Source organism: Sulfitobacter sp. GN1-4, from assembly GCF_055693825.1.
Window position 1 is genome coordinate 4,016,997 of the sequence record NZ_JBVFUQ010000003.1, and the last position, 23,702, is coordinate 4,040,698.

Consider the following 23,702-nt stretch of genomic DNA (forward strand, 5'->3'; position numbering starts at 1 on the left):
CGGTGTGGCTATGGTTCAGCGGAACTGAAATGGATTCTGAGCAGATGTCTGATACCCCCATCCAAGAAATGAGCTTTGAGACTGCAATGGCGGAACTTGAGAAAGTCCTGGCGCAGCTTGAAAGCGGCACTGTCGAACTGGACGCCTCTATTGCGCTTTATGAGCGCGGCGCTGCGTTAAAAGCGCGGTGTGAGACCAAGCTGAAGGAAGCCGAAGAGAAGGTCCGCGCGATCACCTTAGATGGCGATGGCAATCCGGCTGGGCTGACACCGGTCGAAGGGCTTTAGGGCAGGATGTTCCGCCAAAGGCTGGAAACGGCAGCCCAAGATATAACGGCACATTTCAAAGTGGTGCTGTCCGCGTTCCAGGATTTGCCAGTGGTGCAGGCGATGGACCATGCCACCAACGGCGGCAAAAGGCTGCGTGGTTTTTTGGTGATGGAGACCGCACGCCTGCATGGCCTTGATGCGGGAGCTGCGCTGTGGCCTGCAACGGCGATTGAGGCTTTGCACGCCTATTCGCTGGTACATGATGATCTGCCCTGCATGGACGATGACGATCTGCGACGCGGCCAGCCCACCGTGCACCGCAAATGGGATGAGGCGACCGCTGTACTTGCGGGGGATGCGTTGCAAACTCTGGCCTTTGAGCTGGTCACCCGGCCCGAGGTCGGCAGTGCTGAGGTGCGGGCGACATTGGCCAGCAGCCTTGCCGTGGCATCAGGTGCGCAGGGCATGGTGTTGGGTCAAGCCTTGGATATTGCCGCTGAAACAGCGGACGCCCCCTATCATTGGAAGAAATCACCGCGCTGCAACAAGGCAAGACCGGCGCACTGATTGTCTGGTCCGCGCTTGCAGGGCCGCGCATGGCACAGGCGGATACGGGTCCGCTTGACGCCTATGCCAAGGCGCTGGGACTGGCATTCCAGATCGCGGATGACATCCTGGATGTCGAAGGCGACACAGAGACGGTGGGTAAGGCCACCGGTAAGGACGCGGACGCAGGCAAAGCGACCTTTGTGTCCTTGTTGGGCCTAGATGGGGCTAAACGCCGCGCAGGTGAGCTGGTGCAGTCGGCTTGTGACGCCTTACATGTATATGGGCAGGACGCTGATGCCCTGAGAGAGGCCGCGCAGTTCGTCGTGGCCCGCAAGAACTAAGAGACTGACATGACAGATCGCCCTGATACCCCGCTGCTGGATCAAATCCACCGACCCGCAGATTTGAAACCCTTGTCTGACCAAGAACTGGCAACGCTTGCGCATGAGTTGCGCGCCGAGACGGTTTCAGCTGTGTCCGTCACCGGGGGGCACCTTGGGGCGGGGCTTGGCGTGGTGGAGCTGACCGTGGCATTGCACGCGGTTTTTGACACGCCGCGCGACAAGATCATCTGGGATGTGGGCCATCAGTGCTATCCGCATAAAATCCTCACCGAACGGCGGGACCGCATTCGCACCTTGCGCCAAAAGGATGGTCTGAGCGGTTTCACCAAGCGCAGCGAATCTCCCTATGATCCGTTTGGGGCGGCGCATTCCTCTACCTCCATCTCTGCAGCGCTGGGGTTTGCTGTGGCCCGCGATCTTGGCGGGAACCCGCCCGAGGGGGCAGGCGATGCCATTGCGGTGATCGGGGATGGCTCCATTTCTGCGGGCATGGCCTATGAGGCGATGAACAACGCAGGGCATTTGGGCAAACGGATGATTGTCATCCTGAACGACAATGAAATGTCCATCGCACCGCCCGTCGGCGCGATGTCGAGCTATCTGAGCCGGCTGTACGCCGAAGAGCCTTTTCAGGATCTCAAAGCGGCGGCCAAGGGGGCGGTTAGCCTGTTGCCGCCACCTTTTCGGGAGGGGGCCAAACGTGCCAAGGACATCCTGAAAGGCATGGCCGTTGGCGGCACACTCTTCGAACAATTGGGCTTTTCCTATCTGGGGCCAATCGATGGTCACGACATGAACCAGCTGTTGCCGGTGCTGCGCACCGTCAAGCAGCGGGCGACCGGGCCCATCCTTATTCACGTGCTGACCAAAAAGGGCAAAGGTTATGCCCCGGCTGAAACCGCGCGTGACAAGGGCCATGGGGTCGCGAAGTTCGACGTGCTGACAGGTGAGCAGAAAAAGGCCCCATCGAACGCGCCCAGCTACACGTCTGTTTTTGCAAAAGCTTTGCTGGAAGAAGCGGCCGAAGACGATAAGATTTGCGCGGTGACCGCTGCGATGCCTGACGGCACGGGGCTGAACCTTTTTGCGGAACGCTATCCGTCGCGTTGCTTTGACGTGGCGATTGCCGAACAGCATGGTGTGACATTTTCAGCCGCATTGGCCGCTGGCGGGATGAAGCCGTTTTGCGCGATGTATTCCACCTTTTTGCAGCGCGGGTATGACCAGGTGGTGCATGATGTGGCGATCCAACGTTTACCTGTGCGCTTTGCCATCGACCGTGCGGGCCTTGTGGGCGCGGATGGGGCCACACATGCGGGCGCGTTTGATGTGGCCTATCTGGCCAACCTGCCTGGCTTTGTTGTGATGGCCGCCGCTGATGAAGCGGAGCTCAAGCACATGGTCGCCACTGCCGCGGCCCATGACGACGGGCCAATTGCCTTCCGTTTCCCACGGGGGAAGGCAAAGGCGTGGATATGCCAGAGCGGGGCGTCCCGCTTGAGATTGGTAAGGGCCGGATGATCCAGGAAGGCGCGCGTGTGGCGCTGCTGTCGTTCGGCACGCGGCTGGCTGAGGTGGAAAAGGCCGCTGAAAGCCTGGCGGCCAAGGGGATTACACCCACCATTGCCGATGCACGTTTTGCCAAACCGCTGGACCGGGACATGATCCTTGATCTTGCCACCCGGCATGAGGCGCTGATCACCATCGAAGAAGGTGCTGTTGGCGGGTTTGGCTCACATGTGGCACAGCTTTTGGCAGAAGAGGCTGTGTTTGACACAGGCCTCAAATACCGGTCCATGGTGTTGCCCGATACCTTTATTGATCAAGCCTCTCCTGCGGATATGTATGCGGTGGCAGGCATGAACGCAGAACATATTGAGGCCAAAGTGCTTGATGTGTTGGGTGTGGCCCAGATTGGTCTGCGCACAGCTGAGAGCTGAGCCTCGGCCAGAAGCATCCTGGGCGTTAGCCTTCTTGCGCCAGCAATGCGGCAAGCCCAGTGTGATAGTCGGGGTACTTGGGCTGCCAGCCGAGTTCACGTTTAACCCGATCATTTCGCACCTTTTTGCTTTCGGCATAAAAGCTGCGGGCCATGGGTGTCATATCGGCCGTTTCAAAATCCACCGCTTCTGGCAAAGGAAGGCCCAGCAGCTGAGCGGCGTGGCCAATCACATCCTGCGGCGGCGCTGGATCATCATCACACAGGTTATAGACCGCCCCCGGCATGGGACGCGCCATCGACAGATCAAGCGCTTGGGCAATGTCTTCGACATGGATGCGGCTGAACACCTGGCCCTTTTTGATGATGCGCCGCGCAGTGCCGTTGCGCACCTTGGCAAAGGGGCCACGGCCCGGTCCATAGATGCCCGCCAGACGGAAAATGTGCAGCGGCAGATCCGGGATGGCTTGCCAGGCGGCCTCTGCCTCAACCCGGGCCTGGCCGCGCTTGGTGGCGGGTGTGAGCGGCGTGTCTTCGTCCACCCAACAGCCTTGGTGGTCGCCATAAACGCCGGTTGTTGAAAGATAGCCCGCCCACCGCAAATCGCGCGCATGCGCCGCAATCTGATCGTGCAGGGCGGCCAAAACCGGATCACCGTCTTTGCCGGGGCCTGCCGATATTAACAGATAGGGAGACGCCTTTAGCAGCGGCGTCACATCTGTACCGGGCCAAAGCACCGGTTCCACACCGGTTGCGGCGATGCCGTCCATCTTGTCCGCGCTGCGGGTTGTCCCATAGATCCGCCAACCGCGCGGCACCAAAACCTCTGCCAACGCGCGGGCACTGAACCCATGACCAAATGAAAACAGAACCTTATCCATGCTCAGAAAGTGGCCTGCCCCACCGGCGGCAACAAGAGCAAAAACGCCCTGGGGTCAGGATCCAGTCATTTCAATCCGTTTATCATCGGGGACCAAGCGGTTGATTTGGGCAATATGCTCGGGCAGGCATTTGGTGAGGAAATCGTATCTCTCAACAACATGTGCGCGGGCAGCGGTGCCAAGATGAGCGAACTTATCGGGGTTCGCCAGCACCTCAATCACCTGGGCGGCGATTGCATCTTTGTCATGAAAATCGACCAACAGCCCGTTTTCACCATGGGTGATCACCTCTTGCACGGGTGCAACATCGGATCCCACGATCACAGCCCCCATCGACATGGATTCCAACATCGACCAGGACAAAACAAAGGGCATCGTCAGATAAAGGTGGCAGCGGCTAAGCTGGATGATCTTTTGGTAGTGGCTGTAGGGCACACGCCCCAGAAAGTGCAGACGGTCCCAATCAAGCGCATCGCCGACCTCCGCTTCCATTTCAGCACGCAAACCCTTTGGACTGGCGCTTTTGCCGCCATAGGAGTTTTCATTCCCGCCGACGATGATCACCCGCGCATTGGGCCGTTCGCGCATGATCCTGGGCAGGGCACGCATGAACATGTGATAGCCCCGCGCGCGCTCAAGATTGCGGGCCACAAAGGTCAGCACCTCATCTTGGCGGGTCAGCGGACGGTCCAACCGACCAAGTTCCAGCGACACATCCGGTTTGGGTTGCAGCAAATCAGTGCGAATGCCGTCATGGCACACATACATGCGGTCATGAAAGCTTGGCGGGAACCGGTCGCGTTGCCAATAGGTGGGTGTATGCCCCTGATCCACCGTCTCAATATTCGCGAGCGGCACGGCATTTCGGGCCTGCATCAAGAACGGCGCGTGGTCATTCACGGTCTCTTCGGGGTCAAACCCAACAAGGCCACCGGTGATGTTGTAGTAGTATTCAAAGAACCCGATGATCGGCACATCGGGCCACACCTGCTTGAAAAACGTAAGCTCCCCCCAACCAACGTGGCCAATAACGATGTCTGGCTTGAACCCCTCATCGGCCTCAATCTTGCGCACGGCCAGGGCCGCGCCGAAACCATTCCCCGCAGCCTCTTCCCAGACTTTGGATAGGCCGTACGCATCTTTGGCGGGTGCGCGATGCTTTTGGTAGATCCGGGTTTCAACCCCGGCAAGCTTTGGGGCATCACGTCGCTGGGTTAGGAAATAGATGCGGTGCAGCCCCTGTGCGGCAAGCCATTGCACCAATTCGCGATACTGCCCCGGCATGTTCTGGTGCACGAATAGAATGTTCATGGGGCTGACCCTACTGCTGCATGTCTTTCGCGGCAGTTAACCCGCGCAACCACACAGGCGCAACGCATGAGCTGCGATTGTGGGCCGCAACATGCAGCAGTCAAAATGACTATCATTAGACCACGTCAGCAGGCGGACGCGCATCCAGCCGAACCCACCAGGGCAGTCAGAGGACGATGGCGATACCAGCGCCCCTCTGTCGCCTCTGCACCACAATCAGTGGGCATAATCAGACCCTTCCGCGTCCAAAATCGCCTTAAGCTCCGCAAGGTGTTTTTGATCCTGATCGGGGTAGTTTTCCAGCTCTTGCGCTGTCTTTTCCGCAATATCATCGGGGATCCGGCGCAGTTTCATCCCGGTCTGGAGCGCTTTGATATAGGTCTCTGCTGAACGCTCAAAATAATAGAGCCGGTTGAACGTATCCGCGACCGTGTCGCCCAGCACCATGACACCGTGCGATCCCATGACCATGACCTTTTTCTTGGGGTCCGTCAGCAATGCAGCACAGCGCGCGCCCTCATCCTCAAAGGCCAGGCCGCCATAGTCTTCGTCAATCACGATCCGGTTGTAGAACGTGCAGCAATTCTGGTCGATCGGGGGCAGACGGCTGTCCTCAAGACAGGCCAGCACGGTGGCGTAGATCGAATGCACATGCATCACACAGCGCGCATGGGGACAGGCCCGATGCACGCCGCCATGCAAACCCCAGGCCGTGGGATCAGGCGCATTTGGCCCTTCCAGCGTTGCGGGATCATTGGCGTCAATCAGCAGCATGTCACTGGCTTTGATCCGCGAAAAATGCATTTGGTTGGGGTTCATCAGGAACTGCGTGCCGTCGTCATTCACCGCGAAGGAAAAATGGTTTGCCACGCTTTCGTGCATGTCCAGACGTGCGGTCCAACGAAAGGCGGCAGCCAGGTCTACCCGCGCCTGCCAGTGATCCATGTTGGGCTTCATCTGGGTCACATTCATCGCGATTCTCCTTTTGATGAAAGGGCGCCGGTTACAGGCCGTCTTTTACACGGCTGGGCACCCAAGCGTATCCGTTCTCACATAAAATGTAGGCTTCGCGCAGCCCATGAGGCTTGTCCGTTGGCGACTGCAGGATTGTCGCCTCTGTGCCTTTGGCCCGCGCGCAGGCGGTTTCTGGGTCGGTGTCATACAAGCGGATCTCAAGACCGGCACCGCGCGGTGGGTTCTCTGGCAAGAGCGTTTGCAACGGGTTGGAATGATACGTGCCATCTGAATGCAGCTGAAACACCTGATCGCCATAGGTCACGATCGCAAAATCTGCGGTGACCTGAAACGCCTGCATATCAAAGATCGCCTTCAAAAAGGCAACTTGGCGCTTTACGTCCCGCACCAGAAGGTTCAGCCCGATCCCTTTGAGGGACGCGCCAAAGGTTTCCGCATCAACGGTTTCGTAATCCATATTCCCCCCACACACCTAAACCGAGATGACGCTAGACGGTCTGCCGCCAAAAATCACCCCAGCAAATACAGGGACGGGAATTTAGGGACACGGCATCAGGGGCACGACCTAAGACGACGGGAACACGCGGTTTCCATCGCCGTCAATCAGCATCTCACCGTCTTCTTTGTAATAGGGTCCGGGTGGCCATTCTGGCAGCAGCTCCAGCACGGTTTCGGAAGGTCGGCACAGCCGAACGCCCTGCGCGCAGGCCACAATCGGGCGGTTCACAAGGACCGGATGCACCAGCATGTGATCCAGCATAGTCTCATCCGGCACGGCAGTATCCAACAAACCCAGCTCTTCTGCCGGGCTGCGGGTGGTGCGCAAGGCCTCCCTGGGCGTCACACCCGCCGCCGCAAAAAGCGCCAAAAGCTGTGGGCGGGTCCAGCCGGTTTGCAAATATTCGATCACGGTCGGGCGATAGCCTGCGTCCAGTATGATCTGGCGAACATTGCGGGACGTGCCGCAATCGGGGTTGTGAAACAGAACGATATCCATGGCACCGGGATAAGCGAAAAACATGACAGTTTGAAGAAATACCACCGCCCCCCTTGCGGCCCGCCGGGAAAGTTGATCCGATGGGACATGACGCAAGAACTTTTCCCCTCCTGGGCCGATGTCGCCGCTGATCTGGTCAACACAGCCGCCGGGCGCGCGCCCGCTGATCTGATCATCACAGGCGGCATTTGGGTCAACGTCCACACCCGCGAAGCACTGCCTGACCACGATATCGCCATTCGCAAGGGCCGTATCGCTTTTGTCGGGCCGGATGCCTCTCATTGCAAAGGCGAAGGCACCCAGATCATTGAGGCGAAAGGCCGCTACATGATTCCTGGCCTGTGCGATGGGCATATGCACATCGAGATCCGGCATGCTGACACCTGCTGAATTCGCCCGCGCCGTGATCCCGCATGGCACCACATCAATGTTCACGGATCCACATGAGATCGCCAATGTGCTGGGGTTGAACGGGGTGCGCATGATGCATGATGAGGCTCTGATGCAGCCTATCAACATCTTCACGCAAATGCCCTCTTGCGCGCCCTCCGCACCCGGGATGGAAACCACCGGCTTTGAGATCAGCGCCGAGGATGTGGCTGAGGCGATGACCTGGCCTGGCATCATTGGCCTGGGTGAGATGATGAACTTTCCCGGCGTGTCCAATGCCGACCCCCAGATGCTGGCCGAGATTGCCGCCACGCAACGGGCGGGCAAAACGGTTGGCGGGCACTATGCCTCACCCGATCTGGGCCCTGCCTTTGCTGCCTATGTCGCGGGCGGGCCAGCCGATGATCACGAAGGCACCTGCGAAGCGGATGCCGTCGCGCGGATGCGGCAGGGGATGCGGTCCATGATCCGGCTGGGCTCTGCCTGGTATGACGTTGAATCCCAGATCACCGCGATCACGCAAAAGGGTCTGGATCCGCGCAATATGATCCTGTGCACCGATGACTGTCACTCAGGCACGTTGATCAATGACGGCCACATGAACCGGGTCGTGCGCCATGCCATTGACTGCGGTTGCGATCCGTTGATCGCTCTTCAGATGGCAACGATCAATACCGCCACCCATTTTGGGTTGGAGCGCGACATCGGCTCTCTTACCCCAGGGCGGCGGGCGGATGTGATCCTGACCTCTGACCTTAAAAGCCTGCCCATCGAAATGGTGCTGGCCCGGGGTCAGGTGGTTGCCGAAAATGGCACCTGCGTGGTGGATTGCCCCCACTTTGATTGGCCAGGCCAAGCGCGGCAAACCGTGAACATGGGCAAAACACTCACAGCTGAGGATTTCACGATCCAAGCGCCCGCCGGGGCCAATGCCGTGACCGCAAATGTTATCGGTGTGGTGGAAAACCAGGCACCGACCAAAGCGCTGCAATTCGAACTGCCTGTTACAGAGGGCCGGGTACAGGCCACTGGTGAGGTGGCGCAAATTGCCCTTGTTGAACGGCACCGCGCCACCGGCCATGTGGTCAACGCCTTTGTGTCGGGCTTTGGGTATCAGGGCAACATGGCCATGGCCTCCACCGTGGCACATGACAGCCACCACATGATCGTTGTGGGCACCGACCGTGATGAAATGGCCCGCGCTGCCAACCGCCTGCGCGAGGTTGGCGGTGGCATCACGCTTTTCCGTGATGGCCAGGAACGCGCGTTGGTTGAGCTGCCAATCGCAGGGCTGATGTCTGATCGTCCCGCTGCCGAAGTGGCGGCAAAAGCGGATCAGATGATGCAAGCCATGCGCGACTGCGGTTGCACCTTGAACAATGCCTATATGCAGCACTCATTGCTGGCACTTGTCGTGATCCCAGAACTGCGGATCTCTGATTTGGGGCTTGTCGATGTGCGCACTTTTGAATTCACCGAAGTGATCGTCACGTGACGCTCACACATCCAATGGGCGCGACCGCCCCAAAAAGAAAGACAACAATGAAAATACTCACACCTGACGCGAACCCCCAGAAGAGTTCATGGACGCCACCGCAGCGGTAGACCGATTGACCGCTCTTTATACCCAAGCCACGGAATTTCTGCGGACGCATTTCGCGCGTATCCTTTCAGACCCCCAATCGGATGAGCGCATTCGCGCGTTTTATCCCGAAATCCGTTTTCGCACTCAAAGCTATGCGCAGGTCGACAGCCGCCTCGCCTTTGGCCATGTGTCGTCGCCCGGCAAGTTCGCCGCAACAATCACGCGGCCAGACCTGTTCCGACAGTATTTGATCCAGCAGATCGGACTGCTGATTGAAAACCATGGCCAGCCTGTCACCATCGGGATCTCAGATACCCCAATCCCCGTGCACTTTGCCGTCACCGGAGACGCGGCTGCGGGGATCCCCCAAGATGGAGCTGCTGATTTCACCTTGCGCGATATCTTTGACGTACCGGATCTGTCCACCACGAACGATGATATCGTCAATGGCACCTACAAACCGGTGGATGACGTGCGCCCGTTGGCCCCGTTTACCGCCCAGCGCGTGGATTATTCACTGGCGCGGCTGTCACATTACACGGCCACAGATGCCGAACATTTCCAGTGTCATGTGCTGTTCACCAACTACCAGTTCTATGTGACTGAGTTTGAGGAGTATGCGCGCCAGCAGTTGAACGATCCCTCAAGCGGCTACACCTCCTTTGTCTCAACCGGCAACGTTGAGATTACGGACGGCGATACGCCGATCCCTGAGACGATGAAAATGCCGCAAATGCCCACCTATCACCTTAAGCGGCCGAATGGCGGGGGCATCACGCTGGTCAACATCGGCGTTGGCCCATCTAACGCCAAAACCGCAACCGATCACATCGCCGTCTTGCGCCCGCATGCCTGGCTGATGGTCGGCCACTGCGCGGGCCTGCGCAACACCCAAGCCTTGGGCGATTTCGTACTGGCCCATGCGTATCTGCGCGAAGATCATGTGCTGGACGATGATCTGCCGGTCTGGACGCCCATCCCCGCACTGGCCGAAATTCAAATCGCGCTTGAAAAATCGGTGGCCCAAGTCACCCAACTTGAAGGCTATGAGCTGAAACGCATCATGCGAACGGGCACGGTAGCGACGATCGATAACCGCAACTGGGAACTGCGTGACCAATCCGGCCCCGTGCAACGCCTGAGCCAATCCAGGTCCATCGCTTTGGATATGGAAAGTGCCACGATTGCCGCCAACGGCTATCGTTTCCGTGTGCCTTACGGGACGCTTTTATGTGTCTCTGACAAGCCTCTGCATGGCGAGCTTAAGCTGCCGGGGATGGCCTCTGCCTTCTATAAAACGCAGGTTTCACGGCATTTGATGATCGGCGTGCACGCCATGGAAATTCTGCGGGACATGCCCCTGGAACGCATCCACAGCCGGAAATTGCGGTCGTTTGATGAGACGGCGTTCCTTTAACCCCGTCAAAAGTGGGAAAAACCCCTATTTTTCACGCTTTTTGGCGTAAAATTCGTTGTGTTACCCCACTACATACCGTTACTTTCCCGACAGGAGGCCCAACATCGGGCGGTCTAAGGAGAAAATAAAATGGCAAAACCAATGACGAAGACCCAGCTCGTCGCCGCACTGGCGGAAGAGATGGGGTCCGACAAGAAATCTGCAGGCGCAGCGCTGGAAGCGATCTGCGGTCTGATCACCCGCGAAGTATCCGGCGGTGGCGCAGTGACCCTGCCAGGTGTTGGCAAAATCTACTGCCGCGAACGTCCTGAGCGTATGGTGCGCAACCCAGCGACAGGCGAGCAGTTCAAGAAAGAAGCTGACAAGGTCGTAAAAATGACGATTGCCAAAGCGCTGAAAGACAGCGTGAACGGCTAAGCTCTGCCCAAGAGCTTACCAAAAGGGTCGCCCTGGGGGCGGCCCTTTTTGTTTTGAGGCAGCATGCCGGGTCCAAAGGCATGCATAATCTGCCCCTTGCCCTTACCCGCGTTCTTCGAAAAGGTCCGGCCACGGGCAGTAGGAACAACACCAATGGACATCCGCGCAATTTTGATGGGGATCACCTTTGCGGTGATTTGGTCCTCAGCATTCAGCTCAGCGCGGATCATCGTGGCGGATATGTCGCCGCTCTTTGCGCTTTCTGTCCGCTATCTGATCTCAGGCCTGTTGGGTGTCGGCATCGCGCTGGCCTTGGGCCAAAGCATGCGGCTGACCCCGGCCCAATGGCGCGCAACGATCATCTTTGGCGTGCTGCAGAACGCCGTCTACCTGGGCCTAAACTTTGTCGCGATGCAAACGATTGAGGCCTCCTTGGCGGCCATCATCGCCTCCACCCTGCCTTTGTGGGTCGGGTTTGCCGCCTGGACCCTGCTGGGCGAACGGCTCAGGCCCTTGGGGATCTTCGGTCTGATCGCGGGTATCCTTGGCGTGTCACTCATCATGGGCGCACGGCTGAGCGGCGGGGCGGACCTTTTCGGTGTGGGGCTTTGCCTGATTGGCGTGCTGGCGCTGACCGCCGCCACGCTTTTGGTGCGGGGGGCAACATCGGGCGGCAATTTCCTGATGATCGTGGGCTTGCAGATGCTGGCTGGCTGCGTTGCGCTGTCCTTGTCCACGCTCCTTTTCGAAACCCCTCGGTTTGATCCTAGTTGGCCGCTGTTCTTTGCTTTCACCTATACCTGCTTGTTCCCCGGGCTTGCCGCGACGGTGATCTGGTTCTGGCTTGTTAATCGGGTGGGGGCCACGCGGGCTGCGACGTTCCACTTTCTGAACCCCTTCTTCGGCGTGGCCATTGCCGCGCTGTTGCTGTCAGAACCGTTGGGGGGCAGAGACATTCTGGGGGTGATCATCATCACCGCAGGCATCCTTGCCGTGCAGCTCTCTCGGCAGAGCAAAGCCTGAACACGACATGACATGCCGTTTCATAGCGGCATATACTGAATTTCGGGGGCTAAACCACCGAAATGACGCAAGCCGACGACAGCCAGCCGCGTGCCTACGCCTTTCTTTTGATCCCGGGGTTTTCCACCCTAGGCCTGTCTTGTGCGTTGGATTGCCTGTCCTTGGCCAATCACCACCCGTCTGGGCGCGAGTTCTATAAATGGCGACTGATCTCAGAAGATGGCGCGCCAGTGACCGCCTACAACGGGGTACGGATTGAGGCCGACGATGCTCTGCCCGCGCTTGACCGCTCCGAAACGCTTGTTGTTTGCGCCGGTGAACGGGCGGGCGAAGGCAGCACCAAGCCCATCCTGAATTGGCTGCGCCGCGAAACCCGCAAGGGGATGGATTTTGGAGCACTGTCGTCGGGCACCTATACGCTCGCCCTGGCCGGGCTGATCGGTGGCAAACGTGTGACCACCCACTGGGAATACAAGACCGCTTTGGGCGAAATGCTGCCTGATGTGATCATGGAAGACACGCTTTATTCCGTTGACGGTCGGGTCTTCACCACGGCGGGCGGCGCGGCCTCCATGGATCTGATGCTTTCACGGGTGAGAGACGATTACGGCACAGACATCGCCACCTGGGTTGCCGACCAGATGGTCTACACCGTGCCCCGCGCCCATTCACAAGGCCAACGGATGTCTTTGCAATCCCGGCCAGAGGTACGTAATCCCAAGCTGCTGTTGGCCCTGCAGATCATGGAAAACAACCTGGAAGACCCGCTGCGCCCCGATGAAATCTCTGGCGTGGTGAACCTGTCGACGCGGCAACTGGAAAGACTGTTCGCACGCTATCTGAACACCTCTCCCAAACGCTATTACCTTCATCTGCGCCTTGAAAAGGCCCGCAATCTGCTGCGACAGACGGACCTAAGTGTCACTGACGTTTGCGTCGCCTGCGGCTTTCAATCGCTGTCGCATTTTTCAAAAAGCTACCGGGCGGCTTATGGTAATCCGCCTGGGATGGAGGCCTCAGACGGCAAAGTGCTTTGGTCGGATGTGGAAAAACGCACCTAGCTCTTTACAAAAGCGCACATGGCCTGCGGTGGATTGTCTCAGGCAACAGTCTACCTCTCCTCCAGATATCACAAGGAGAGAGGCCCCATGACCAATTCCCCCAAGATGACCCGCCGCGCCGCTTTGGCCGCTGGCGCAGCGCTGCCGTTGGGTGCAGCGGCGCTGACATCCCCAACACCCGCAGCGGCAGACGGACACGCCGGCACACCGCCCAACGCCAATAAGTTCACCTTCAACGTTGGTGATTTTGAAGTTTCGACCCTTTTGGTCGGTTCCCGCACCGTAGAAGAACCGCAGAACATCTTTGGCATGAACGTCTCACCCGAAGAGTTTGAAGCCGCCTCAGCTGAGAATTTCATTCCGTCTGATAAGGTGCAGTTCTTTTTCACACCCACAGTTGTGAACACCGGCAGTGAGATCATTTTGTTTGATGCCGGCCTGAACGCGGCAGGCACAACCGCCGCCCTGAAATCCGCCGGGATTGCAGCCGAGGACGTGACCACAGTGGTGATCACCCACATGCATGGCGATCACATTGGCGGTCTGACAGGCGATGACGGCTCTGCCACCTTTGCCAACGCCAAATACGTCACCGGCCAGATGGAGTTTGATACAACAGCGGCCTCCGGCAATGACCCGTTTGAAGCCAAAGTGCGCCCCTTTGCTGAAAAGATGTCATTCATCGGTGACGGCGGCAGCGTGGCCTCTGGCATCACGGGGATGGCCGCCTTTGGCCACACCCCCGGCCATATGATCTATATGCTGGAAAGCGCGGGCCAGCAGCTTTTGCTGACGGCGGATATGACCAACCACTATGTCTGGTCCCTTGCATATCCTGATTGGGAAGTCCGCTTTGACCGGGACAAGGCCGCTGCCGCAGCGACGCGCCGCAAGGTGCTTGGGATGCTGGCCACGGACCGCATTCCTTTCGTGGGCTACCACATGCCGTTCCCCGGTGTGGGATATGTCGACACGCAAGGAGACGGGTTCCGCTACGTGCCCCACAGCTATCAGCAATTGATGTAATAGACTGCGCCCCGGGCATCACCTGTCCGGGGCCATCCTTACCTAAAGCCGTTTCGCATTTCGCTTTAGGCGTCTGCCACGATCCCCAAAGCCTCTAGTCCGGCCTCAAGGTGATCTGCAAAATGCGGCGTCCCAATCAGATAGTCAGCCGTTGGCGTCACCGCCTCTTCGCGTGCGGTGGCAAGCGCTTCGGCCAGTTCATCAGCAGCAAAGCTTTCGCGTCCGATCCACATCACTGCAATCAGGCTGACGGCTTCATCTTCATTCAGTGTTTCCAGAAATCCGCGCAATTCGTTTTCAGCGCGGTCCACCTCGTGCCCAAAGGCCACGATCTGTCCGATTTTTTCCGGCGAAATCTCCAGCATGTCGTCCCCTCCAAAATTGGCTATCTGACAACACCATGCCGGGTGGCTGATCCGGCCGCTATGATCTGGATCAACGTTTTACAAAGGTGGTGATCTGCGCCTGATCGTCTTTATGCGCCGCCTGCGCGCCCGCGCCGTAGATATCAACCAACCGGTGGGTCAGAGAGGTGATTTGTGGCTCTAACTTAGCGAATTTGGCTGCAAACCCACGCGCTTCAAAATGCGTGGCGTTCACGGACAGCACAAAAATCGCACCAGATTTGGCAACCCTTAGCAGTTCATCCAACGCATCCGGTCCCACATGGCCGTGGGTGAACGTCCCGGAGCTGACAACCGCATCATAGCGCCCCGCAGCAATTGGGAGGGTCGCCGTAAGATCCCCTTCAATTGCGTCTCTGTACCGGCCTTTTTCCAAGGCGACGGCCAACATCTCTCGTGAGATATCCAAAGCATCAATGGTAAATGAACCAAGCAAATGATCCGCGATCAAACCGGTTCCGGCCCCAACATCCAGCACCGGACCCGCGCCCTCATAAACCTCAGACAAGATCATCGCGACGATCTGGGGAAGCCGGTAGTCGTTTTCCTGAGCGAAACTGCTGTCATAGCTATCCGCCCATTCGGCATACAGCCTGCGATTATCTTCAGGCGTTTGCAGCGCATAGGCGGCATCAAGGCTGGGCTGATCCTGTGACATGGGTTTCCTCCTGTCTCAGGACTATGCCGCAGGACAGCCGCACGGAACAAGGTTGATGCATGTGGCCGCCGATGCGCCCCGCCCAATGGCAGCGCCTAGGGTCAGGACCTAATCTTCGAGCAATCCGTCAATCACCTTGGTGATGCTGCGGGACGTCGGTTTGGTGCTGGACCCCCAGGTGCCTGCCACCGCGCCGTCAGGGCCGATCAGAACCTTGTTGAAATTCCATTTTGGCGAAAACCCCGTCTCAGACTTCACCGTCTGATAAAACGGATGTGCATCGGGCCCTTTGACAGAGGTGATATCCGTCATGGGCAGATCCAGGCCAAAGGCCACTTCGCAAAACTCTTTCACCTCTTCGGCGCTGTCCAGCTCTTGGTTGAAATCATCAGAGGGCACGGCCAGCACAACCAATCCCCGCGCGCGGTAGGTGTCATAGAGCGCCTGCAGGCTGCGATACTGCGGGGTGAAACCACATTGCGACGCCGTGTTCACGACCAGCACCGGCTGACCCGCCCAATCCTGCATGGCATGCGTGCCGCCATCAATGTTGGAAAAGGTGACGTCCTTAGTATCCGCCATCGCGGCACCCCCTAGCATAAGCGCGCCCAGCGCCATCAAACGAAATGATTGTCCCATCCTTTTGATATATGTCAGCAGATGCAGATTGCGAGGGGCCTTCACAAGGGGGTGCGCTGCGTCAATACTCCCTTTGAAATCTCGCGCGGCACCCCATCTTATGCGGGGAAATGGAGGACTTTATGGCAGCTTATGAAAAACGCCCCGAAGCCGTGGCGGCCCTGTCGCCCGAAGAATACTATGTGACCCAGGAAAGCGGCACAGAACGCCCCGGCACCGGCAAACTGTTGAACAACAAAGAGCCGGGCATCTATGTGGACATCGTCAGCGGCGAACCGCTGTTTGCGTCAGCGGACAAATACGAAAGCGGATGTGGGTGGCCCAGCTTTACCAAGCCCATCGATAATGTGACCGAACACGAAGACAATTCGCTGGGGATGCGCCGGGTTGAGGTCCGTTCAAAGCATGGGGACAGCCATTTGGGCCATGTGTTCCCCGATGGACCGGCTGACCGCGGCGGCATGCGGTATTGCATCAACTCAGCCTCGCTGCGCTTCATCCACCGTGATGACATGGCGGACGAAGGCTATGGCAAATATCTTGATCAAGTGGAGGACGTCGCATGAGCGAAGAACGCGCAGTTTTGGCGGGGGGATGTTTTTGGGGCATGCAGGACCTGATCCGCAAACGCCCCGGCATTTTGCGGACCCGGGTGGGATACACCGGCGGCGATGTGCCAAACGCCACTTACCGCAACCATGGCACACATGCGGAAGGGATTGAGATTGTCTTTGACCCCGCGAAAACCTCTTATCGCGAGATCTTGGAGTTCTTTTTTCAGATCCATGATCCGACCACCCCAAACCGGCAGGGGAATGATGTTGGCATGAGCTACCGCTCAGCGATCTATTATGTCGATGAGGCTCAAAAGGCCGTAGCGCTTGATACCATTGCGGATGTCGATGCCTCTGGCCTTTGGCCCGGCAAGGTGGTGACAGAAGTCGAACCCGTCAGCGATTTCTGGGAGGCCGAGCCCGAGCATCAGGACTATCTGGAGCGTATCCCGCATGGCTACACCTGCCACTTCGCCCGGTCTGACTGGGTACTGCCCAAGCGGCAAGCGGCGGAATAGACCCGTTGGTTAGAAAATCAGGGCCGCGCATCAATTGCGCGGCCCTTTTTGCGCCGGGGGGCCGCTGCCCGGTTAAAGCGCCTTGCGGAACGTCACTTTATCATCGCCTGCGGCCCAATAATCGCGGATGCGCGCTTCCTGCTCGTACCCTGCGTTTTGATAAAAGCCGCGCGCCTGGGCGAAATCCTCCCCGCCAGAGGTGTCAACGATCAGAATGCGCTGACCTGCGTCACGCAAATGGGCCTCCAATCCAGCCGTTAAGGCACCACCGACACCTTGGCCTTGGCAAGCGGGCAAAACAGCCAGCGCCAGCATGTTCCAGGTGCCTTCCGCCAGCATCTCAGGCGCGGCGTAGCAAAACCCGACAGGGTTCCCATCGGCATGGCACGTCAGCCAAACGGATTCCGCACCATTCTCCAGCATCTCCGGCAGCATCTCGCTGGGAAACAACGCTGTCTCATCCAGCACCCGCTGCAACGCTGGGACATCCTCAGCGACAGTTTCTTTGATTGTATGTTGTGTCATGTCTTTCACCTTATCTGTTGTCGAGTTGCGCGTTTACCGCGCGCAAGCCCAACTGCGTCACGCGGTAAGGCCGGCCATTTGTGGATTTGATCAACCGCCGCTTCTTGAGGCGATCAAAGAGTTTCAGCGTGCAGTCAGCCAGAACATACCCCTCTCGGGTATGGCAGTTCACATGGTTGACTTTGCCGTTGGGCAGACGGTCGTAATGGATCGCACCGCCTTGCGCCAACACATGCAAAACACGCTGTTCGTGTTTCGATATATTCAATGGATTATCTCGTAGGATTATGTCAGCCAAAAAGGCCTCCGGCATCACGCGCGGAAGTCTTTGGTTTCAAACAGGCCCCATGTGGTGGGCCTTAGCGGCGTGCCGCATTCTCTAACATAAAATCTCCGATACCCTGCACCGTAGCAGGGCCTTTTAGGCTGATAGCCTACGAAACTTGTGCAAGCAAGCCTAGGCTGCCACGCGTGGTCGGCCTGCCGCCTCAACTGTAATGACCGCCTCAACAAAAACTTCGCGCGCTTCAACGCCTGCGGTGCGGATGTCTTTCTTTACACTGACCTGGATATCCTCGGCCCCCGCTGCCTGCGCCTGGTCCAAAGCAGCTGCGCGCAAGACGTCCTCAAGCAGGGCAAGCGCTGCGTCCTGATCGCCGAAATCCTGGGGACCATCGACCAGATGGACCCGGTACTTGCCCTCAGACGGGGCTGTCACCGTGCCGCTTTGGCGCATGGTCACGCGGCCCACAACGGCACCGATGGCATTTGCCACCCCGGCGTGTTCAGGCAAAATCATCTCACAGCCCAACCGCTCACCTACAGCGGGATAATAACTTGGGGCAGAGGCACCCAAGCCCACCACGGGGACACGCAAACCAGTCTCTAATTTGACCAAACCGCCCCCTCCAAACAGCCCCTGTTGCATCAACTCATGGCGCGCCAAATCCTCGGCTGCCGCGTCAAAATGATGATCCTCTTCGGCAAAAGCAGTCTCTAACAGGGCCAAAGCCGTCTGATGGGTCAGCTGGTCAATGATCCGCTGTGCGACGTCATCTGCATCATTGGACAGCACCGTACCAGAGCCCGTGCGTTTGCGGCCCAACAGATACAGCGCTTTGCGCGCGGCACCGGCGTCCCACTCCATCACGCGGCCCAGGACATGGCTGGCATCCGATGGGGTGACGCCTGCCACTTGGACCAGACCGCGGGCCACCAACCGTTTCAGCGCCCCCTGCTCAATGCGCGCGCGCAACACGTCGGCCATAGGATGAACGCCATCGCCAATGCGGTCCAACAGCGCCTCTTCGCGCGCCCCCAACCCTTCCCGGCTTAGACCCGGAACAGCGCGGACAAACCTCGCATCATGCTCGCCCGGCGTTGTGGAACGCACCTGAATGTCCAGCGCGGCATGCACCACTTCAGGGGCTTCTACCGCCAGAAGAGAGATCGGTAACACACGCCGTGGCCCAGGGTGACACCCCCCTGCAGGCCCTCAGAGATAAAATGCACCTCGCTATCACCACCCAGCCCCGTGGTCCGCATCGCAACGGCCTCAACCATGGTGCGGTATGGCCCCACACGGGCCCCTGCGGGATCAATCTTGGGCCGCCCTGATTTCAGCAGCGCCACGTCCGTGGTTGTGCCCCCGATATCAGACACCAAGGCCAGATCTGCACCTGTCATCCAACGCGCCCCCACGATGGAGGCCGCAGGCCCGGACAGGATCGTTTCAATGGGACGCTCGCGGGCCTGCGCAGATGAGATCAACGCGCCATCACCCCGCACCACCATCAAAGGGGCATGAATGCCCAGATCCACCAGAGTGTCTTCTGCCCGGCCAATCAGACGGTCAATCATCCCGATCAGCCGCGCGTTCAACACCGCAGTCATCGCCCGTTTTGGACCGTTCAGTTTGGCTGAGAGTTGATGCGAGGCCGAAACCGGACGCCCGGTGATCTGTCCCACCAGCTCAGCGGCACGCAGTTCATGGGCAGGGTTCCGGGTGGCGAATTGGCTGGCAACCGCAAAGCCACTGGCATCGTCTTTATGTGTCTCTAAAAAGGCCAAAAGCTGTTCTTCATCCAGCGGTGTTGCTTCGCCTCCGGCGTGGTTGTGCCCCCCGGCAAGCACAATCGAAGGATCACCTTTCAGCGCCTCTGAAAGCCCGTGCGCTTCTAAATCACGCTCCCGAAATCCGATATAGATCAGCGCCACGCGTCCGCCCTGCCCTTCGACCAATGCGTTGGTGGCAAGGGTTGTGGACAGCGATGCCAAAGCGATCTCACTGGGGTCCACAGCCGCCTCTGAAAGCACAGCGCGCACCGCAGCCCCCACACCGATGGCCAGATCCTGCCGGGTGGTCAGCGATTTGGCCGAGGCGATCACGGCCTCTTCATCGCGCATCAACACAGCATCCGTATATGTGCCGCCGGTATCCACCCCCAAAAGCAAGGCCATGGCGTCTCCTTTCGTCGTTCAGGGCAAGCTAGTCTTTCGTCGGGGCCCGGTCCCCTCCGATTGCGTCATGTCTTTGCCAGTTGCGCCACTGCCCAGCGCGCGGCATCCGCCACGACGGGATCGGGATCGCCCATCAAGCCGGCGGCGACCGGTTGGAGGCGTTCAAGCCCAGAGTTCCCTATGGCATAAAGCACGTTGCGCACAAAGCGGTCCCGCCCAATCCGCTTGATGGGCGATCCTGAAAATCGCGCGCGAAAGGCAGCGTCGTCCAATTTGGCTAAATCGGCCAGATCTGACGCCGCGACCTCACGCCCGTGATAGCGCAGATCGCTGGCGGCGACGGCATATTTGTTCCACGGACAGACCGCCAGACAATCGTCACAGCCGTAAATCCGGTTGCCCATTTTGGCGCGCAAATCCGCGTCCACCGGCCCTTTATGCTCAATCGTCAGATAAGAAATGCATCGGCGCGCATCCAATTGGTAGGGGGCCGGAAAAGCATCGGTCGGGCAGATGTTCTGACAGGCCCGGCACGATCCACAGTGGTCAGCCTCTGGCGCGTCAGGCTCAAGCGTGAGTGTGGTAAAAACAGACCCTAAAAAGGCCCAATTGCCCCATTCTCGGCTGAGAAGGTTGGTATGTTTCCCCTGCCAGCCCAGCCCCGCAGCCTGCGCCAAAGCCTTTTCGGGCACAGGTGCTGTATCGACAAACACTTTCACCTCACCACCCGCTTCGGCAATCAGCCAACGTGCCAAACGCTTGAGCCGTTTCTTGACGATATCGTGGTAGTCACGACCCTGCGCATAGACCGAGATCGCCGCCTTTTCCGGCTGCTCCAGCACAGCAAGCGGATCATGCTGGGGGGCATAGCTTTCGGCGAGCATGATCACTGAACGTGCCTCAGGCCACAAAGCAGCCGGGTTGGCGCGCCAGGCCATCCGCTCTTCCATCCAGCCCATTTGCCCGTGGTATCCTGCCGCAACGAATGCTGCCAATCGGTCAGGCACGTCGGGCACCGCATCGGGTCGGCAGACCCGCGCCATCACAAAGCCTTCGGCCAATGCCTGGGCCACCACCCGTTCTTTCAATTCGGTTTGCGTTTGGACCAAATCAATTCCTCAGGCGGGGTTTGGCAGGGCAGCGTAGGTTATCGAACCTTAGCACGGGCACCGTAGGTGATGCCGGTGGGCGCGGTGCCCATTAGAAATCCAGATCGTTGTAGTGGCGCGGTGGCGGGAAACCGGGCACCTGATCGGCCAAAAGGGCACGGAACGCGGGCCGGGATTTGATCTTGGCGTACCAATCCTTAACAGCCTCTGATCGGTTCCAATCCACGTCCGAGATATAATCAAGCGCCGACAGATGCGCGGCGGCAGCAAAATCAGCAAGGCTCATGCGGTCACCGGCCAACCAGCGGCGATGATCCAAAAGCCAGGCCATGTAATCCAGATGATACTTGATCGCCTTGGCACCCGATTTCACATTCGCACTGTCGGGATAACCTTGTTTGGTCAGCTTTTTATTCACCCGCTCATAAAGCAGTTTCGACGTCACCTCGTGATGGAACTTGTCATCAAACCAGCTGACCAACCGCCGCACTTCCAAACGTTCAGCCGGGTCTTGCGGCAATAGCGGTGGTTCGGGCCGCGTCTCTTCGATGTATTCGCAGATCGCCGCACTTTCTGACATCATGATCCCGTCCAGCCGCAGCACCGGCACTTTGCCTGCAGGATTGCGGCGCATGAAATCTGGATCTTGCTCCCAATAGCGTTCTTCGACCAGTTCCACCTCAATCTTCTTCTCCGCCAGGCTTAGCCGGACCTTGCGACAAAACGGGGACAGGGGGACATGGAACAAGCGTGCCATAGAAAGGACCTATGCAAATTGGATTGCGCCCTTCAATGCCCGCTTAAGGGGTGAGTTTCAACTCTCGAAACAAGCAGCCCTGCCATCCTTGCTGATTGTTGCCGCACCGTCGCGCACCTGACGGCTGCGTTTGCGGACAAAATCGCTGGGCTGTGAGGCAGAACGCGTCTTGGGCGACGGCAGAACTGAGGCCAGGCGTGCAGCCTGCGTGGCACTGAGATCAGCGGCGGAGACCCCGAAATAATGCTGGGCGGCGGCTTCAACCCCAAAGACGCCTTCGTCGAATTCCGCGATATTCAGGTAAACCTCAATGATCCGTCGCTTGGACCAGATGGCTTCCACCAATGGGGTCATGCCCGCCTCAAGCGCTTTGCGCAGCCAGGCACGGCCATGCCAAAGATAGACGTTCTTGACCGTCTGCTGACTGATGGTTGAGGCCCCGCGCGCGCCACCCTGTTCAATCGCAAGGCGGATGGCGGCCATGTCAAACCCCCAGTGTTGGCAGAAATTGGCGTCTTCAGCGGCCACCGCTGCACGCGCCATCACCGGCGCAATATCTTCCATGGGGACCCAGGTTTGCGCCACACCGTCCAATCGGCGCCCTTCGCTGAACATATAAGGGGTGGTCGGCGGATTGATCAGCGCGCCCAGCACAATCAAAGCAACGGCCAGCAAAAACCCAGCCGAGATAACCCGCAAGGTCCAGCGCCGTAGCCATCGACCCAAGTCGAAATACCGGCTTTTGCCCTTTTGGGGTTTCTTCTTTTTCCTGCCCGCGCCATGGTTCAGCTATAGGCCGGTTATAACAGTTTGTGAACGATCAAGCTTAGGCGGCAAGCACCCGCCCTTCGTGTCGACGCAAGACCGGCCGCACAAAGGGATGCGCATCCAAAGAGAGTGTCGCAACTTCTGGAAACAGCGTCTCACACTCAGCCTGGACCATTTCCTCAGGCATCCCGTTTGGGTTTCCGGGATAAAAGCTTTCTGATGGGATGCCCTGACCCCAGATGATCTGGTGATCTGAGAAGAGTAAATGGATGTAGCGCACGGTGCCGCCCTCAACCCGGCGAACAGTTTGACCGTTCACCAAGTGTTTGGCCGCGACCAACAGCTCATCTTCTGCAAACAACAGCTCCGTTTCCCAACCGGTGACCAACATTCGGTGCTGTGGGGAGACCATCAGGGGCGCGGTATTGCCGATGGCACCAACATCAAAAAGGATCGGCGCCACGTCACCGACGGCGCGGAACGTGTCGTCAAAAATCTGCTGGATGGGCTGTGCGCCAGCATCCTTGGTCAACACAAGATCACCGGGGACAAGATCTTCGACCCGGCGCTGGCCATCTGGCGTTTCGATCATGGTGCCGGGGGTAAAGCAGGTGGGCCCAAAATCCGTTACCGGCGTTTGCGTGGCTGAGGTGACGTAGGTGGAACTTACAAATGTGCCGTTTTGCAGAACCTGACCATCGGTTGGGGTAAAGACCGCAGGCTGACCGCCCGACAAATAGAACGTCACACCTGTGTAGGTTACATCGCCAACACCAGGCACATTCACGGTCAGCGTATCGTCCTGCCAGACCCGTGTGATTGTGGTCCCGTTAAAGGTATCGCCAGCGCCCGTTTCAATATTGCCGTCATCATCCTGGTCGGTGAAGTCGACAATCTGAAACGTAAGCTGTGTGCCGACCGAAGGCGGCGCGCCTGGATCAACCGTAAAGAACTGGTCTTGATATGTCGTAGGCATTTTCTTTTCCCATCGATTAGCCTGTTCAAGCTAACGAAGGAAAAAGGAGCCTTTTGGGCAGGTTTTGCGCCAAATTTGTCCGGAATGCGTCGCGTTTACATTTCCCCAAAATGGGGGAAAAATCGCCTGATTTCAGTAGGTTGAAATCAG

Annotated in this window: 22 protein-coding genes and 4 pseudogenes; 11 read left to right on the forward strand and 15 right to left on the reverse strand. The window is 58.4% G+C overall.

The window, feature by feature from the left end:
- Nucleotides 1-44: 44 nt before the first annotated feature.
- From ACZ1HM_RS20595 to dxs, 3 genes and pseudogenes are all read left to right on the forward strand, one after another.
- A complete protein-coding gene (locus ACZ1HM_RS20595) occupies nucleotides 45-287 on the forward strand; it encodes an exodeoxyribonuclease VII small subunit (RefSeq protein WP_472744446.1) in 243 nt (80 codons plus the stop codon).
- A gap of 6 nt (nucleotides 288-293) precedes the next feature.
- Nucleotides 294-1,159 (forward strand): annotated as a pseudogene (locus tag ACZ1HM_RS20600) (polyprenyl synthetase family protein).
- 9 nt (nucleotides 1,160-1,168) lie between these two features.
- Nucleotides 1,169-3,102 (forward strand): annotated as a pseudogene (gene dxs, locus ACZ1HM_RS20605) (1-deoxy-D-xylulose-5-phosphate synthase).
- Between the two features lie 25 nt (nucleotides 3,103-3,127).
- Here the strand turns inward: dxs and ACZ1HM_RS20610 are convergent.
- The 5 genes from ACZ1HM_RS20610 to ACZ1HM_RS20630 form a co-directional block, all read right to left on the reverse strand.
- Nucleotides 3,128-3,982, reverse strand: coding sequence for an SDR family oxidoreductase (locus ACZ1HM_RS20610; protein ID WP_472744447.1), 855 nt, complete (start codon nucleotides 3,980-3,982; stop codon nucleotides 3,128-3,130).
- Nucleotides 3,983-4,036: 54 nt separating this feature from the next.
- Nucleotides 4,037-5,293, reverse strand: a complete 1,257-nt coding sequence (locus ACZ1HM_RS20615; RefSeq protein ID WP_472744448.1) for a glycosyltransferase family 4 protein — start codon at nucleotides 5,291-5,293, stop codon at nucleotides 4,037-4,039.
- Between the two features lie 216 nt (nucleotides 5,294-5,509).
- Nucleotides 5,510-6,265, reverse strand: coding sequence for a class II aldolase and adducin N-terminal domain-containing protein (locus ACZ1HM_RS20620; RefSeq protein WP_472744449.1), 756 nt, complete (start codon nucleotides 6,263-6,265; stop codon nucleotides 5,510-5,512).
- Nucleotides 6,266-6,296: 31 nt separating this feature from the next.
- Nucleotides 6,297-6,725 carry a VOC family protein gene (locus tag ACZ1HM_RS20625; RefSeq protein WP_472744450.1) on the reverse strand — a complete coding sequence of 143 codons (429 nt, stop codon included), beginning with the start codon at nucleotides 6,723-6,725 and terminating at the stop codon, nucleotides 6,297-6,299.
- Between the two features lie 108 nt (nucleotides 6,726-6,833).
- A complete protein-coding gene (locus tag ACZ1HM_RS20630) occupies nucleotides 6,834-7,265 on the reverse strand; it encodes an arsenate reductase family protein (protein WP_472744675.1) in 432 nt (143 codons plus the stop codon).
- Between the two features lie 87 nt (nucleotides 7,266-7,352).
- Between ACZ1HM_RS20630 and ade the strand changes: the two are divergent.
- From ade to ACZ1HM_RS20660, 6 genes and pseudogenes are all read left to right on the forward strand, one after another.
- Nucleotides 7,353-9,150: pseudogene (gene ade, locus ACZ1HM_RS20635) on the forward strand (adenine deaminase).
- An 88-nt stretch (nucleotides 9,151-9,238) separates the two neighbouring features.
- Nucleotides 9,239-10,657 (forward strand): AMP nucleosidase, encoded by a 1,419-nt coding sequence (locus tag ACZ1HM_RS20640; protein WP_472744451.1) that lies wholly within the window; start codon nucleotides 9,239-9,241, stop codon nucleotides 10,655-10,657.
- Between the two features lie 129 nt (nucleotides 10,658-10,786).
- Nucleotides 10,787-11,074 carry an HU family DNA-binding protein gene (locus ACZ1HM_RS20645; RefSeq protein WP_472744452.1) on the forward strand — a complete coding sequence of 96 codons (288 nt, stop codon included), beginning with the start codon at nucleotides 10,787-10,789 and terminating at the stop codon, nucleotides 11,072-11,074.
- A gap of 153 nt (nucleotides 11,075-11,227) precedes the next feature.
- A complete protein-coding gene (locus ACZ1HM_RS20650; RefSeq protein ID WP_472744453.1) occupies nucleotides 11,228-12,097 on the forward strand; it encodes a DMT family transporter in 870 nt (289 codons plus the stop codon).
- Nucleotides 12,098-12,159: 62 nt separating this feature from the next.
- Entirely contained in the window at nucleotides 12,160-13,158 is a 999-nt protein-coding gene (locus tag ACZ1HM_RS20655; protein ID WP_472744454.1) for a GlxA family transcriptional regulator, read from the forward strand.
- Nucleotides 13,159-13,245: 87 nt separating this feature from the next.
- On the forward strand, nucleotides 13,246-14,184 hold the full coding sequence (locus tag ACZ1HM_RS20660) for an MBL fold metallo-hydrolase (protein ID WP_472744455.1): 939 nt from the start codon (nucleotides 13,246-13,248) through the stop codon (nucleotides 14,182-14,184).
- A gap of 65 nt (nucleotides 14,185-14,249) precedes the next feature.
- On the opposite strand, the gene ACZ1HM_RS20665 is transcribed toward ACZ1HM_RS20660, so the two are convergent.
- The 3 genes from ACZ1HM_RS20665 to ACZ1HM_RS20675 form a co-directional block, all read right to left on the reverse strand.
- The gene (locus ACZ1HM_RS20665) at nucleotides 14,250-14,549 is read right to left on the reverse strand and encodes a DUF3775 domain-containing protein (protein ID WP_472744456.1); all 300 of its coding nucleotides are present in this window, start codon (nucleotides 14,547-14,549) and stop codon (nucleotides 14,250-14,252) included.
- 70 nt (nucleotides 14,550-14,619) lie between these two features.
- The gene (locus ACZ1HM_RS20670; RefSeq protein WP_472744457.1) at nucleotides 14,620-15,246 is read right to left on the reverse strand and encodes a class I SAM-dependent DNA methyltransferase; all 627 of its coding nucleotides are present in this window, start codon (nucleotides 15,244-15,246) and stop codon (nucleotides 14,620-14,622) included.
- Between the two features lie 108 nt (nucleotides 15,247-15,354).
- Entirely contained in the window at nucleotides 15,355-15,828 is a 474-nt protein-coding gene (locus tag ACZ1HM_RS20675) for a glutathione peroxidase (RefSeq protein ID WP_472744458.1), read from the reverse strand.
- A 179-nt stretch (nucleotides 15,829-16,007) separates the two neighbouring features.
- Between ACZ1HM_RS20675 and msrB the strand changes: the two genes are divergently transcribed.
- Both msrB and msrA read left to right on the forward strand, forming a co-directional pair.
- Nucleotides 16,008-16,451 (forward strand): peptide-methionine (R)-S-oxide reductase MsrB, encoded by a 444-nt coding sequence (gene msrB, locus ACZ1HM_RS20680; RefSeq protein ID WP_472744459.1) that lies wholly within the window; start codon nucleotides 16,008-16,010, stop codon nucleotides 16,449-16,451.
- Nucleotides 16,448-16,957 (forward strand): peptide-methionine (S)-S-oxide reductase MsrA, encoded by a 510-nt coding sequence (gene msrA / locus ACZ1HM_RS20685; protein ID WP_472744460.1) that lies wholly within the window; start codon nucleotides 16,448-16,450, stop codon nucleotides 16,955-16,957. The genes msrB and msrA overlap by 4 nt, the downstream gene beginning before the upstream one ends.
- A 72-nt stretch (nucleotides 16,958-17,029) precedes the next feature.
- Here the strand turns inward: msrA and ACZ1HM_RS20690 are convergent, their stop codons facing one another.
- The 7 genes and pseudogenes from ACZ1HM_RS20690 to ACZ1HM_RS20720 form a co-directional block, all read right to left on the reverse strand.
- Nucleotides 17,030-17,482 carry a GNAT family N-acetyltransferase gene (locus ACZ1HM_RS20690; RefSeq protein WP_472744461.1) on the reverse strand — a complete coding sequence of 151 codons (453 nt, stop codon included), beginning with the start codon at nucleotides 17,480-17,482 and terminating at the stop codon, nucleotides 17,030-17,032.
- Between the two features lie 10 nt (nucleotides 17,483-17,492).
- Entirely contained in the window at nucleotides 17,493-17,750 is a 258-nt protein-coding gene (locus ACZ1HM_RS20695) for a YjhX family toxin (protein ID WP_472744462.1), read from the reverse strand.
- A 189-nt stretch (nucleotides 17,751-17,939) separates the two neighbouring features.
- A pseudogene (locus tag ACZ1HM_RS20700) lies at nucleotides 17,940-19,942 on the reverse strand (hydantoinase/oxoprolinase N-terminal domain-containing protein).
- 65 nt (nucleotides 19,943-20,007) lie between these two features.
- Entirely contained in the window at nucleotides 20,008-21,051 is a 1,044-nt protein-coding gene (gene queG, locus ACZ1HM_RS20705) for a tRNA epoxyqueuosine(34) reductase QueG (protein WP_472744463.1), read from the reverse strand.
- A gap of 91 nt (nucleotides 21,052-21,142) precedes the next feature.
- On the reverse strand, nucleotides 21,143-21,808 hold the full coding sequence (gene fzlA / locus ACZ1HM_RS20710; protein WP_472744464.1) for an FtsZ-binding protein FzlA: 666 nt from the start codon (nucleotides 21,806-21,808) through the stop codon (nucleotides 21,143-21,145).
- 57 nt (nucleotides 21,809-21,865) lie between these two features.
- Nucleotides 21,866-22,507, reverse strand: a complete 642-nt coding sequence (gene mtgA / locus ACZ1HM_RS20715; RefSeq protein ID WP_472744465.1) for a monofunctional biosynthetic peptidoglycan transglycosylase — start codon at nucleotides 22,505-22,507, stop codon at nucleotides 21,866-21,868.
- 127 nt (nucleotides 22,508-22,634) lie between these two features.
- Complete coding sequence (locus tag ACZ1HM_RS20720; RefSeq protein WP_472744466.1) at nucleotides 22,635-23,552, reverse strand: Hint domain-containing protein; 918 nt, start codon at nucleotides 23,550-23,552, stop codon at nucleotides 22,635-22,637.
- Nucleotides 23,553-23,702 lie beyond the last annotated feature (150 nt).

Bases quoted from the DNA above. Each gene is read 5' to 3' on its own strand.
- ACZ1HM_RS20595 (WP_472744446.1), top strand. From the start codon at position 45: ATGTCTGATACCCCCATCCAAGAAATGAGCTTTGAGACTGCAATGGCG.
- ACZ1HM_RS20610 (WP_472744447.1), bottom strand. From the start codon at position 3,982: ATGGATAAGGTTCTGTTTTCATTTGGTCATGGGTTCAGTGCCCGCGCG.
- ACZ1HM_RS20615 (WP_472744448.1), bottom strand. From the start codon at position 5,293: ATGAACATTCTATTCGTGCACCAGAACATGCCGGGGCAGTATCGCGAA.
- ACZ1HM_RS20620 (WP_472744449.1), bottom strand. From the start codon at position 6,265: ATGAATGTGACCCAGATGAAGCCCAACATGGATCACTGGCAGGCGCGG.
- ACZ1HM_RS20625 (WP_472744450.1), bottom strand. From the start codon at position 6,725: ATGGATTACGAAACCGTTGATGCGGAAACCTTTGGCGCGTCCCTCAAA.
- ACZ1HM_RS20630 (WP_472744675.1), bottom strand. From the start codon at position 7,265: ATGGATATCGTTCTGTTTCACAACCCCGATTGCGGCACGTCCCGCAAT.
- ACZ1HM_RS20640 (WP_472744451.1), top strand. From the start codon at position 9,239: ATGGACGCCACCGCAGCGGTAGACCGATTGACCGCTCTTTATACCCAA.
- ACZ1HM_RS20645 (WP_472744452.1), top strand. From the start codon at position 10,787: ATGGCAAAACCAATGACGAAGACCCAGCTCGTCGCCGCACTGGCGGAA.
- ACZ1HM_RS20650 (WP_472744453.1), top strand. From the start codon at position 11,228: ATGGACATCCGCGCAATTTTGATGGGGATCACCTTTGCGGTGATTTGG.
- ACZ1HM_RS20655 (WP_472744454.1), top strand. From the start codon at position 12,160: ATGACGCAAGCCGACGACAGCCAGCCGCGTGCCTACGCCTTTCTTTTG.
- ACZ1HM_RS20660 (WP_472744455.1), top strand. From the start codon at position 13,246: ATGACCAATTCCCCCAAGATGACCCGCCGCGCCGCTTTGGCCGCTGGC.
- ACZ1HM_RS20665 (WP_472744456.1), bottom strand. From the start codon at position 14,549: ATGCTGGAGATTTCGCCGGAAAAAATCGGACAGATCGTGGCCTTTGGG.
- ACZ1HM_RS20670 (WP_472744457.1), bottom strand. From the start codon at position 15,246: ATGTCACAGGATCAGCCCAGCCTTGATGCCGCCTATGCGCTGCAAACG.
- ACZ1HM_RS20675 (WP_472744458.1), bottom strand. From the start codon at position 15,828: ATGGCGGATACTAAGGACGTCACCTTTTCCAACATTGATGGCGGCACG.
- msrB (WP_472744459.1), top strand. From the start codon at position 16,008: ATGGCAGCTTATGAAAAACGCCCCGAAGCCGTGGCGGCCCTGTCGCCC.
- msrA (WP_472744460.1), top strand. From the start codon at position 16,448: ATGAGCGAAGAACGCGCAGTTTTGGCGGGGGGATGTTTTTGGGGCATG.
- ACZ1HM_RS20690 (WP_472744461.1), bottom strand. From the start codon at position 17,482: ATGACACAACATACAATCAAAGAAACTGTCGCTGAGGATGTCCCAGCG.
- fzlA (WP_472744464.1), bottom strand. From the start codon at position 21,808: ATGGCACGCTTGTTCCATGTCCCCCTGTCCCCGTTTTGTCGCAAGGTC.
- ACZ1HM_RS20720 (WP_472744466.1), bottom strand. From the start codon at position 23,552: ATGCCTACGACATATCAAGACCAGTTCTTTACGGTTGATCCAGGCGCG.